This is a genomic window from Stutzerimonas stutzeri, assembly GCF_018138085.1.
GTDB lineage: Bacteria > Pseudomonadota > Gammaproteobacteria > Pseudomonadales > Pseudomonadaceae > Stutzerimonas > Stutzerimonas stutzeri_AI.
The window spans coordinates 3,448,148-3,459,891 of record NZ_CP073105.1 but is presented as its reverse complement, the minus strand read 5'-3'; the positions used below and the strand labels follow the sequence as shown (position 1 = coordinate 3,459,891).

The 11,744-nt window shown below is 59.8% G+C and carries 10 protein-coding genes; 8 read left to right on the top strand and 2 right to left on the bottom strand.

Annotation, left to right across the window (positions count from 1 at the left end; genetic code table 11):
- Window positions 1-12: 12 nt before the first annotated feature.
- The 7 genes from KCX70_RS15965 to KCX70_RS15935 all read left to right on the top strand — a co-directional run bounded on the left by KCX70_RS15965 (window position 13) and on the right by KCX70_RS15935 (window position 8,198).
- Window positions 13-1,404 carry a lipopolysaccharide biosynthesis protein gene (locus tag KCX70_RS15965; RefSeq protein ID WP_212618118.1) on the top strand — a complete coding sequence of 464 codons (1,392 nt, stop codon included), beginning with the start codon at window positions 13-15 and terminating at the stop codon, window positions 1,402-1,404.
- Window position 1,405: 1 nt separating this feature from the next.
- The gene (locus tag KCX70_RS15960) at window positions 1,406-2,635 is read left to right on the top strand and encodes a glycosyltransferase family 4 protein (RefSeq protein ID WP_212618117.1); all 1,230 of its coding nucleotides are present in this window, start codon (window positions 1,406-1,408) and stop codon (window positions 2,633-2,635) included.
- A gap of 165 nt (window positions 2,636-2,800) precedes the next feature.
- A complete protein-coding gene (gmd, locus tag KCX70_RS15955; protein ID WP_212618116.1) occupies window positions 2,801-3,925 on the top strand; it encodes a GDP-mannose 4,6-dehydratase in 1,125 nt (374 codons plus the stop codon).
- Window positions 3,926-3,927: 2 nt separating this feature from the next.
- Window positions 3,928-4,896, top strand: coding sequence for a GDP-L-fucose synthase (gene fcl, locus KCX70_RS15950; RefSeq protein ID WP_021206648.1), 969 nt, complete (start codon window positions 3,928-3,930; stop codon window positions 4,894-4,896).
- A gap of 251 nt (window positions 4,897-5,147) precedes the next feature.
- Entirely contained in the window at window positions 5,148-6,431 is a 1,284-nt protein-coding gene (locus KCX70_RS15945; RefSeq protein ID WP_031310711.1) for a hypothetical protein, read from the top strand.
- A complete protein-coding gene (locus KCX70_RS15940) occupies window positions 6,394-7,158 on the top strand; it encodes a glycosyltransferase (protein ID WP_212618115.1) in 765 nt (254 codons plus the stop codon). Before KCX70_RS15945 ends, KCX70_RS15940 begins: the two co-directional genes overlap by 38 nt.
- A 59-nt stretch (window positions 7,159-7,217) precedes the next feature.
- On the top strand, window positions 7,218-8,198 hold the full coding sequence (locus KCX70_RS15935) for a phosphoribosyltransferase family protein (protein WP_212618114.1): 981 nt from the start codon (window positions 7,218-7,220) through the stop codon (window positions 8,196-8,198).
- 27 nt (window positions 8,199-8,225) lie between these two features.
- On the opposite strand, the gene KCX70_RS15930 is transcribed toward KCX70_RS15935, so the two are convergent.
- Window positions 8,226-9,212 (bottom strand): glycoside hydrolase family 5 protein, encoded by a 987-nt coding sequence (locus KCX70_RS15930; RefSeq protein WP_249121651.1) that lies wholly within the window; start codon window positions 9,210-9,212, stop codon window positions 8,226-8,228.
- A gap of 241 nt (window positions 9,213-9,453) precedes the next feature.
- Here KCX70_RS15930 and KCX70_RS15925 point away from each other — a divergent pair, with 241 nt between their 5' ends.
- Window positions 9,454-10,248, top strand: coding sequence for a WecB/TagA/CpsF family glycosyltransferase (locus KCX70_RS15925; protein ID WP_238559711.1), 795 nt, complete (start codon window positions 9,454-9,456; stop codon window positions 10,246-10,248).
- Between the two features lie 63 nt (window positions 10,249-10,311).
- On the opposite strand, the gene KCX70_RS15920 is transcribed toward KCX70_RS15925, so the two are convergent.
- Window positions 10,312-11,619, bottom strand: coding sequence for a lipopolysaccharide biosynthesis protein (locus tag KCX70_RS15920; protein WP_212618112.1), 1,308 nt, complete (start codon window positions 11,617-11,619; stop codon window positions 10,312-10,314).
- Window positions 11,620-11,744 lie beyond the last annotated feature (125 nt).

Below are 11,744 nucleotides of genomic sequence, written 5' to 3'. Positions count from 1 at the left end.
GAGGAACGGCGAGTGAGCGCCATCGATCAGTCCAGCATGCAGCGCGGCGCCTCTCCGTTGCGCGAGCGCCTGAACGCGCTGTGGCACGGCAGCCTGCGCAGCAAGCTGCTGCGTAACATCGTCACGGTGGTTTCCGGCACCGCGGGTGCACAGGCGATCACCCTGGCCTTCATGCCGGTGATCACCCGTATCTACGGGCCGGAAGCCTATGGTGTGCTGGGGACTTTTCTCAGTGTGACCATGATGTTGATTCCGGTCGCCGCGCTGACCTACCCCATCGCCATCGTGCTGCCCAAGCGCGATGGTGATGCGCGTGGGTTGGTGCGGCTGGCGCTAGTGACGGCACTGGTGCTGGCGACGCTGGTTGCCCTCGCGCTGCAGCTGTTCGGTGAGCGGCTGGCGGCGGTGGCCGACATCAGCATCATTCAGCCTTACCTGATGCTTATCCCGTTCGTCATGTTCTGCGGGGCGGCGCTGGAAATCTGCCAGCAATGGCTGTTCCGTACCCAGCGTTTCCGCATCACCGCCAGCGTGGCGGTCGGCCATTCGCTGCTGTTCAACTCGATCCGAACCGTCGCCGGCCTGCTGCAATCCTCTGCGCTGGTGTTGGTCTGTACCACGGCGCTGCAGCAGGCCTTGCACGCGGCGATGCTGGGGTTGGCCATGCTGCGGGCCAAACCGCACACGGACAATCACCACGGCGACGCCGAGCAGGACAGCCCCGGCATGCTCGAGCTGGCGCGTCAGCACAGTGATTTCCCCAAGTTTCGCGCGCCGGTCATGCTGATAAACGCGGTGTCCCAGCATTTGCCGACGCTGGTACTGGCCGCCTATTTCGGCCCGGCTGCTGCCGGCTTCTTCGCCCTGTGCAAGCAGGCGCTGACGATGCCGACCAACCTTATCGGCAAATCGGTCGCCGATGTCTATTACCCGCGCATCAGCCGCGCCATCCACGACCGCGAGCCGGTTGCGGCGATGCTGCTCAAAGCCACCGCCGCGCTGGGCCTGGTCGGTCTGGTGCCGTTCACGCTGGTCGCGGTGATCGGGCCCTGGTTGTTCGCCCTGGTGTTCGGTGAGCAGTGGCACGTGGCCGGCGAGTATGCCCGTTGGCTGGCGTTGGCCGAGTACGTGATCTTCGTCTCGCGCCCCTGTGTGGTGGCGGTGCCGGCGCTTTCACTGCAAGGCCGCTTCCTGCTGTTCGAGATGTTCAGCACCAGTCTGCGTGTGCTGTCGCTGTTCGGCGGTGCGTTGCTGATCGGCAACGCGCTGGCCACGGTGCAGGCGTTCGCCGTCGCCAGCATCGTCATTTATTCCTCGTTGATGGTGATCGTGTTGATCGCGTCGCGCAGGTGGTACGCGGCGCTGCGCCGCGAGACCCCGCACCCGCAAGAGAGTGTTGATTGATATGAAGGTTTTACATTTGGTCGCGGGCGAATTGACCGGTGGCGCCGCACGCGGTGCCTACTGGCTGCACCAGGGCTTGCGCTCGCTGGGTGTCGACTCGCTCGTTTACACCAATAGCCAGGTTACCCATGGCGACACCTCGGTGGTCTCGGTCAGCCGCAGCAAGAAAGACAAGATCATCAGCATCGCCCGCAGCCAGGCCGACCAGGCGTTCGCCAGCCTGTACCGTGGGCGCCCATCGGGCATGTTCAGCGCCGGCGTCATGGGCGCGGACTTTACCGACAGCGCCGAATGCCGCGAGGCCGATGTGGTCCACCTGCACTGGGTCAATGGCGGCTTCGTCGACATGAAGCATCTGGCCAAGCTGCATAAGCCGGTGGTCTGGACCATGCGCGACATGTGGCCGATGACGGGCGGCTGCCATTACGCCATGGGCTGTGAAAAATTCACCACCGGCTGCGGGAGCTGCGAGCAGCTCGGCAGCTCCTCCGATCGGGACCTGTCGCGCTTCGTGCTCAACCGCAAGCGCAAGTACCTGCCCAAGTCGATGAAGATGATCGGCATCAGCGACTGGGTCTCCGAGCAGGCCAGGCAGAGCCTGCTGTTCCGTGATTTCGACGTGCGCACCATTCACAACAACGTCGACGCCAGCGAGTTCTTCCCGCTGGACAAATCACTGGCGCGACAACTGCTCGGCTTGAACACCGAGAAGCAGATCATCCTCACCGGCTGCACCAGCGCCAAGGACACCTACAAGGGCTTCGGCAAGTACCTCGAGATGCTCGAGCACCTCGACCCGGCCAAGTACCACCTGTGTTTCTTCGGCAAGCTGGACCAGTCCATCGCCGATGGCCTGGGCTTCGACTACACCTCGTTCGGCTATCTGCACGACAGCATCTCGCTGCGCCTGCTGTATTCGGCGGCCGACGTGTTCATCGCGCCGAGCCTGATGGAAGCCTTCGGCAAGACCCTGGCCGAAGCCATGGGCTGCGGCACGCCGGTGGTGTGCTTCGATGCGACCGGTCCCAAGGACATCGTCACCCATCTGCACGACGGCTATAAGGCCGCGCCGTTCGAAGCCCGAGGCCTCGCCGAGGGCGTCGAGTGGATTACCGGCGAGGCCGACTATTCGACGCTCGCGCGCAATGCGCGGGACAAAATAACCAGCACCTTCGACAGCCCGGTCATCGCTCGCCAATACCAGGCGCTGTACGAGGAAATGCTCGCATGAGCCGTCCGTACGTCCGTGCCGGGCGGGGCGGTCATGCTTCGTTAACGTCCACTGCCAACAATCGATCGAACCGACCGCGGGGTGTCCGGCGCCTGATGGCGCTTGCGCCCGCCGGTCGTCCCGCATCACCACCTCTTGTCATCTGGAACTTACAGGTACTCTGAAATGGAAAAGAAACGCGCGCTGATCACCGGAATTACGGGCCAGGACGGTTCCTACCTCGCCGAGTTTCTGCTGGAAAAGGGCTATGAGGTGCATGGCATCAAGCGCCGCGCCTCGTTGTTCAATACGCAGCGGGTCGATCACATCTATCAGGACCCTCACGTCGAACATCAGAACTTCGTGCTGCATTACGGCGACCTGACGGACTCGTCCAACCTGACCCGCATCATCCAGGAAGTGCAGCCCGACGAGGTTTACAACCTCGGCGCGCAATCCCATGTCGCGGTGAGCTTCGAGGCACCCGAGTACACCGCCGATGTCGACGGCATGGGCACGCTGCGTATCCTGGAGGCCATCCGTCTGTTGGGCCTGGAGAAAAAGACGCGCTTTTATCAGGCCTCGACATCCGAGCTCTACGGCCTGGTGCAGGAAATTCCACAGAAGGAAACCACGCCCTTCTACCCGCGCTCGCCCTATGCGGTGGCCAAGCTCTACGCCTATTGGATCACCGTCAACTATCGCGAGTCCTACGGCATGTATGCCTGCAATGGGATTCTGTTCAACCACGAATCGCCACGCCGCGGCGAGACCTTCGTGACCCGCAAGATCACCCGAGGCCTGGCGAACATCGCCCAGGGCCTGGAGAAGTGCCTGCACATGGGCAACCTCGATGCACTGCGCGACTGGGGACACGCCAAGGACTACGTGCGCATGCAATGGATGATGCTGCAGCAGGAGCAGGCCGAGGATTTCGTCATCGCCACCGGCGTGCAGTACTCGGTGCGTGAGTTCATCAAGTGGTCGGCCGCCGAGCTGGGCGTCCAGTTGCGCTTCGAAGGGAGCGGGGTGGATGAACGCGCCATTGTCGTCAGCGTCGAAGGGGACAAGGCGCCGGCGCTCAACGTCGGCGATGTGATCGTCCGCATCGACCCGCGCTACTTCCGGCCGGCGGAAGTCGAAACCTTGCTTGGCGATCCGACCCGGGCCAAAGAACGGCTGGGCTGGACTCCGGAGATCACGGTGCAGGAAATGTGCGCCGAGATGGTCCGTGAGGATCTCAAGGTCGCCCAGCGCCACGCCCTGCTGAAAGAGCACGGCTTTGATATTCCAGTGAGTGTGGAGAACTGAATATGAATCGTGACGCACGTATTTTTGTCGCGGGACATCGTGGCATGGTGGGTTCGGCAATCGTCCGTCGCCTGCAGGCGTTGGGCTACACCAATCTGATCACCCGCGGGCGTGAAGAGCTGGACCTGGTCGACCAGGCCGCGGTGAACGCGTTCTTCGCGGAGAACCGGATCGATCAGGTCTACATGGCCTCGGCCAAGGTTGGCGGAATCCACGCCAACAACACCTATCCGGCCGAGTTCATCTATCAGAACCTGATGGTCGAAGCGAACATCATCCACGCGGCGCACTGCAACGACGTGCAGAAGCTGCTGTTCCTCGGCTCGTCGTGCATCTATCCGAAGTTCGCCGAACAACCGATGAAGGAAGAGGCGCTGGTTACCGGCGTTCTGGAGCCGACCAACGAGCCCTACGCGGTTGCCAAGATCGCGGGCATCAAACTGTGCGAGAGCTACAACCGCCAGTATGGCCGCGACTACCGTAGCGTGATGCCGACCAACCTCTATGGCCCCAACGACAACTTCCATCCTGAAAACAGTCACGTGGTGCCGGCCTTGCTCAAGCGCTTCCACGAAGCGACCCAGCGTGGCGACAACCAGGTGGTGATCTGGGGCAGCGGCAAGCCGCAGCGCGAATTCCTGCACGTGGACGACATGGCCGCGGCCTGCGTGCATGTCATGGAGCTGGACGACGAGGTCTATCAGGCTCATACCCAGCCCATGCTGTCGCACATCAACGTGGGAACCGGTGTGGACTGCAGCATCCGTGAGCTGGCCGAAACCATCGCCCGGGTGACCGAATACCAGGGCGAGCTGATTTTCGATAGCAGCAAGCCGGACGGCACACCGCGCAAGCTGATGGACGTTTCGCGCCTCAAGGCGCTCGGCTGGCAGTCGAGCATCAGCCTGGAAGACGGCCTGCGCGACGCTTATCGCTGGTTCGTCGAGAACCAGCACCTGGCCCGGCACTGATCTGCCCGACGTGCACCGCCGCGCGATCGCGCAAGGACGCGTGTCGTATAGCGGGCCAGGCCGGACCAACGACGCGGGCTGAATGGCCCGCGGCCACATAAGGCCCAGAGCTGCGGACTTTTTTGGCGCGGTTGTTGTCCATCCATGGCACATGACGCCTGGCCGCGGCGAACCACCTCCGCCGCGGCGCTCAAATCGCGTCGGCTCGGTTCAGTGTTCGCCACGTCACACCTGGAGAATGGGGAAAGCGCTTGTTAAGGAAAGTTCTGGCGTACAAGAATCTGCTGTTCATGCTGCTGTTGCTGAACTCCACCTGCTTCTTCCTGACGGACGACAAGCGGGCGGGGATTCCGTACTTCCAGGAGCTGTTCCTGCTGATCGTAATCGCGGCCACGGCCTGCCTGTTCGTAGCATGGAAGTGGGTATATCAGTCCAAGACCAGCCTGTGGATCATTTTCATGGGCTGCTTGCTGCCGCTGATTTCCGCCGTGCTGGCCAACCTGAATTTCGGCCAGCCGCTGGCCTACGGGTTGCTCGAGGAGCGGCGGTTCTTCCAGTACCTGGTGTTCTTCCCCACGCTGTTCCTGCTGCTGAAGGCGGCGCCCACCCAGGAAGAGCTGGGCAAGTACTTTCTTTACGTCGCGCTGTTCTGCGCCACCCTGGGCTTCGCTTATTACCTGGGGATCATTCCGCAGAACAAGGTGGCTTCCTTCACGGTCGACGACTGGACGCAATACGAGGACCTGCTGCGCCCGAACCGCTTCCGTATCGGCTCGCCGTTCGTCACGGTAGCGGCCTTCATGGTGATGTACAGCATGAAGGAGCGGGTGACGCTCGGCAGGCTGTTGATCCTGCTCTACTTTGTCGCCTACCTCTGGCTGGTCATGCAGACCCGGCAGACGATGCTTGTCTGGGCGTTGGCGGGGGTGTGGATCTTCCGCAAGCGTATCGACTCGCTGATGAAGATGAGCGTGCTGGGGCTCGCGATCCTGGTGGTGTCCTACTTGCTGGTGCCGGAGTTCTATCAGGAGCAGTACGCTCGATTCGATGCGCTGCTGTTCGACGCGACGTCCGCGCCGGGAGTGCGTGACACGACCGTCGCGATTATCATGGATGCGATCGGCGCGAACGATTACATCGGTATGGGCGCGCTGTCGCTGCAATGGAATGGTGGGTTTTCACGGATATATAACTCGCACTTCTACCTCGCCGATGTCGGCATATTCGGTGTCTATTATCGCTATGGATTCCTGACCCCGATCGTTGCGCTGATTTTCTACGGCGGCTTCATCTGGATAATGCGCCAGTGTACGAGCAAGGGCAGTCTTCTGGCCGCGCTTCAACTGTCGTTCGTGGTCAGCATGCTGAACATCGCGCTTTCAAATGCGCTCACGTTTTCCGGCGATGTATATGGCATGGCCGCGGCGTTTTTTCTTTATTACGCCAAGCTGCAGACGGCGAATACTCCTCTTACAGCCAATCTCGAACAGGTGAATTATGGTCCGTTTCAGTATCGTAACTATAAACTGGAATAATCTGGCTGGCCTGAAGGAAACCTATCGGAGCCTTACCGACCAGACCTACCGTAACTTTCGCTGGATCGTGATCGACGGTGCATCCAAAGATGGCAGTGGCGAGTGGCTTAACAGTCTGGATGACAGTCAGGCCGAAATAACCATCGAGCCGGACAAGGGCATTTATGACGCGATGGATAAAGGTCGCCGGCGCGCAGTTGAAACGCCTGGTTATACCTTGTTTCTCAATAGTGGCGATTCGCTCGCTGACCCGACGGTATTAGAGCGGATCAACGATGAACTGTCGAAGGCGACGACCAAACCGCAATTCATTTATGGCGACTTCTTTCGTCAGGAAGCCGGTGGGGTTTTGAAACGCACCAGTGCACGGCCAATCGAGCGTGCGCCATTGGGTTTGCCTGCCAGCCACCAGACGATGTATTTCGAGAATGAGCGGTTGCGTCAGTTCAAGTTCCGGCTCGACTACAAACTGTCCGCCGATTACTGCTTGTTGCTCGAATTTCTGCAGGGCCTGGATCTGCAGCGTGATGTCATGCAGCTGTCTTTCCCACTTTGTATCTTCGATACCAGTGGTGTCTCGCATAAGAGACGCTTCGAGGCGATTCGTGAAGATATGGATATCAGAACGCGTTTTCTGAATTTTTCGAAACCCAACGCGTTCGCCCTTTATGTATTGCACTACGTGCATACACATACCAAGCAACTACGCGCGTCCCTGGGGCGTTAAAGGATAGATAGGACGGCTCGCTTTCCAGGTGAGCCCAGAACAGGGCGCAGGAGTGTTCGATGAATTACCGAAGCCTGAATGACTTGTCGCGGCTCAGCACCGAGTGCGCCAGCCAGATTCCAGACGATATCGAGTTGGTGATCGGTATTCCGCGCAGCGGGATGCTGGTCGCCAGCATCATTGCATTGAAGCAGAACCTGCCACTGACGGATCTCTATTCGTTTTTGCGCAACGACGAACTGAAAAAAGGCAATACCCGCACCTACAAGCTCGCCGAGCTAGTCAAGCCATGGGACGCCAAGAAGGTTCTGTTGGTGGACGACAGCATCTCCTCGGGCAAGTCGATGCAAGTCGCACTGGAACAGGTCCGCGCAACCTACGCCGGCAGCGTCGTGACCTTGGCGGCGTTTGCCGAACGGCACAATCGGCATCTCGTGGACGTGCACCTCGAGCTCGTCGAGCAACCGCGGGTATTCGAATGGAACATCATGCACCACCCCTTCCTGGCCCAGGCGTGCCTGGATATCGACGGTGTGCTCTGCGTTGACCCGACCCACGAGGAGAATGACGACGGGCCGAACTACCGGGCCTTTCTCAAAGGCACGCGTTCCCTGTTCGTGCCCTCTGTCAAGGTCGCGCACCTGGTAACCAGTCGGCTCGAGAAATATCGCGCCGAAACGGAGGAGTGGTTGGCGCGCAACGGCGTGCAGTACGGAACGCTGCACATGCTCGATCTGCCCACGGCTGAAGAGCGTCGTCGGCTGAACATCCATCACAAGTTCAAAGCGGAGGTCTATGCCAAGCAACCGCTGGCGCGCCTGTTCGTCGAAAGCGAGGTCAGGCAGGCGGTTGAAATCATGAAACTCAGCGGCAAGCCGGTGTACTGCATCGAGACCAACGAGATGTACGTGCCTGGTCAGGTTTATAACCTCAAGGCCAACGCGCTGCGCAAGAGTTATAGCCTGAAGACCAGGCTAGCCGGCAAGGTCAGGTCGGTGCTGAGCAGATGGGCGCCGGTGGCGCCCACCTCGAAAGGCTGAAGGCTCGACGCGGCACCGGGCCGACGCTCACTGGATCGGCCCGATGCGGCTGCAATCGCCCTGGCCGATGTACTTGTCCAGAACCGCCCATTGTGGGCGGTCGCGGCCATCCTGCGGTTCGACCGATAGCTTGTACTTGCCCCAGGACGAACCCGCTGCCCAATAGGTCATGGGAATGCAGTGCTGTTGCAGGTAAGCCAGCAGATTATCCATCGCTTCGAGCAAACGTGAATCATCGGAAGGAATACCGAACTCCCCGATATGGCCTTGTCTGCCGTGCTTGATCAACCAGTCGACAAAAGGTTTGACGCGTTCGACACCCAGCATGGTGTCGAAGTCATCCTCCAGCGGCTCCTTGTATTGTCCGCTACCGTGTTTGTCCAGGTAGAGGTGGGCGGAAAATATCAACTTGTCGGAGGGGTCTTTCAATTGCAGCAGCGGATCATTGAATTTAGGCCAGCGATAACTGCTGGACCAGAAGTTGCCTTCAATGAACAAAGGGCGCTCCTTGTCGTGTCTTCGGATGGCATCGATACCGGCCTGGGCTGCGGCCGGCCAATATTCATCGGCGCCGTGCGGTTCGTTCATGATGTCGTAAGCGTAGAGTCCGGGCTGGTCCTTCCAGCGCTTGGCGATGCGTTCGAGCAAATCTTCATAGGCCGATATCGGTACGGCATCGGTTCCGATGAGCTTTTTTTGATAGCGGGCATAGTTGTGTATATCGAGGATGACACCTATGTCATTATCGGCGGCCTGCTCGAATGTCTGCTCGATCAGTTGTGCATAATCATCATCAAGTTCACCGTTAAGTTCATGTTGAAGACGTTCCCACATGATAGGGAAGCGAATGGTCTTGATGCCCTTGGCTTTCCATTGCTCCAGATAGCCGGGTGCCGGGAAGAAATAATTTGTTTTATATTTTCCTGGTATCACATTGCCAGAAAACGCCGCTCCGCCGATGTTCAGGCCGATCAGGTCTATATTTTCTGCTTCGCTGGCGGCACTCCCGAGCACAAGCGCGAGTCCGAGGAGTATTCCTTTTGATCGTTTCGAAGCGCTACGTGTCCTTAACATCTGACTACCTCAAATTCCAAGTGGAAGATGCCGCGAAGGCGGCTGCTTCGTTTGTCCGGCACGGGCCGGCATTGTTCAGTTTTTCAGGCAAATCTTCCACACGGTGATGGCACGGCAATAGGCGTGCTGCGCCGAAGGTCACGACATACACATTTTTGTTTTACAGACAGAGAAGCTACTTATGAAAAATCCCGTCACCAAAAGGATGGATCCTTTGATAGGGAAGCTGAAACTACTGGATGAGACGGATACCGGCCCTTTTATTTCCGAGCTGAAGAAGCGTGAGTCGCCTACCATTCTGGGCTTTCTCAACCAGCACGGGTACAACATCGCGCAGCGCCATACATCGGTGCTGGACAGTTTCATGCAGGTCAACTACCTGTTGCGCGACGGCATCGGCATAAAGATCGCCTGTCTGTTCAATGGGCGCGATCCGAAAGCCAACCTGAACGGCTCCGACTTCATTCCGGAACTGATCGAGGATCTGGTCGGCGATTCCGAGGATCGCTATGAATTGTTCGCCATGGGCACACGCGAGCCCTGGCTGAGCGATGGCGCGCGCAAGTTGTTCGGGGATCGCAGCTTCCATGCTATCGATGGATTCAAGCGGGCCGAGGAATACCTCGAGTTCTACCGCCAGCACCATGTGCCGGGGCGCTTTCCGATCGTCGTTCTGGCGATGGGCATGCCCAAGCAGGAGCATGTCGCGCTGCATTTGCAGAAGGCGATGAATACCCGTGCGCTGCTGATCTGTGGTGGGGCGATCCTGGATTTTTCTGCCCAGCGCTTTCCGCGTGCGCCGATGCTGTTCCGCCGGTTCGGTTTGGAATGGGCGTTCCGCATGCTCATCGAGCCGCGCCGCTTGTTCAAGCGCTACGCGGTGGGCATCCCATTGTTCTTTTTTTACCTCTCGCGCAACGTTTTTTCAGGCGCACGTCGCGTAGGCGGCTGGAACGCGCTCAAGCGCGAACCCTGACGGTCACCCGAGCAGGCTGGCCAGGGAAGGGCGGCTGGCGGATCGAGACAGCGGTAGCCTTGCCTAGCGTGGAATCACTCGCAATGTCACGACCAGACTGAACAGGTAGTGGGCTGACAGGGCGATCGCATAAAGCAGCATCACCGTAGTGACCGGCAGATCGAACAAATAGCCGGCCGCGAAGCCGGCGAGCGTCAGTGTGGTGCGCTGAACGTTCAGCATCAGATGCAGCCGCTGGCCCTCGAACACCGAGAGCAAGTGGGATGCCGGAGCATGCATGAACTGAAACAGCAGGTAGAGCGCCAGTATCGAGGCCAGCTCGCCCGCGAGGGTCCACTGGGGCCCGAATACCCGTGCGAACAGCGGGGCGCCGAAGACCAGCAGCAGTAGCGTCGGCGCCAGAGCCAACAGCAACAGCCGCTTGATGACCGAGTAGGTGACGCGGCGGATGGCGTCCGGCCGTTTGCGTCCGATGGAGGCTATTTCGGCGTAGTACGCCTTGCTTGTCGAGTGGCCTAGAAGATTCATCGGCAAGGCCAAGGTCATCATCGCCAGCCCAAGTTGCCCCGTGGTCTGGGCATCGTAAAGCGCGGCTGTCAGTAGCAACGGCGCCTGGCTGGAGAAGATCTGCAGCAACTGTGACGGTAGCCGATAGATCGGGAAACTCCGGTAGTACGCCAGCAGGCACCATGCCCGTTTTGGCGTGACATGGCGCCAATAACGCCTCACGTCCTCTCCGAACAGTCGAATCAGCGACATCGTCCCCGCGCCGGCGCCTAACGCCTGGCCTGCCAGAAGCCCGAGCGGCTTCAGTCCAACTAATCCCAGCGCAATCTTTGCAATCGAACCGACGGCGCTCTGCTGGAGCTGAGTGCGTGCGATTGCAGGGTAGGCGCGGCGCCTTACCGCCCAGATCAGGAGCACCTCATACAGCCCGGCGCTGAACAGCGCGGCGACCAGAATCCAGGCGTAGGGTATCAGCGCCTCGGCTGATACCAGTTTCAGCATGGCCGGGCCTGCGAGCCCGAGCAGGCCTGTAAGCGCCAGGGTCATCACAACGACCATGCAGGCCGAAATGGCCATCAACGTCATGGCGACGCCGTCATTGCGCGGTAGCGGTACAGCTAGTTCGTAGCGTAGCGTCAGCAGCGGTGTGAGGATCAGTAGCAGGGCGGTGAATATCGAGAGCACCCCGAAATGCTCCGGGGCGTAGATCCGCGTGAGAATCGGGATGCTGGCCAGTCCAACGATCCTGGCCAGCCCGTTGCCGACCGCCAGGGTTGCCATGCCCTTGAACACCTTGGACGACGCGCCTCCCGCGAGCCACTGCCTGGCCAGAGTACGCTTGCCTGTTCGATAGAGGCCTGACATCGAGCTCTCCTCCCTGATGATCGACTGCGTACAAGCGTGACACTGTCTGCAGCGGTGTCGGCCAGCCGCCTGGCTCTATTGTTTCCCTCGAGTGCGGCTTGGCTGAGATTGGCTCATAGGAAGCC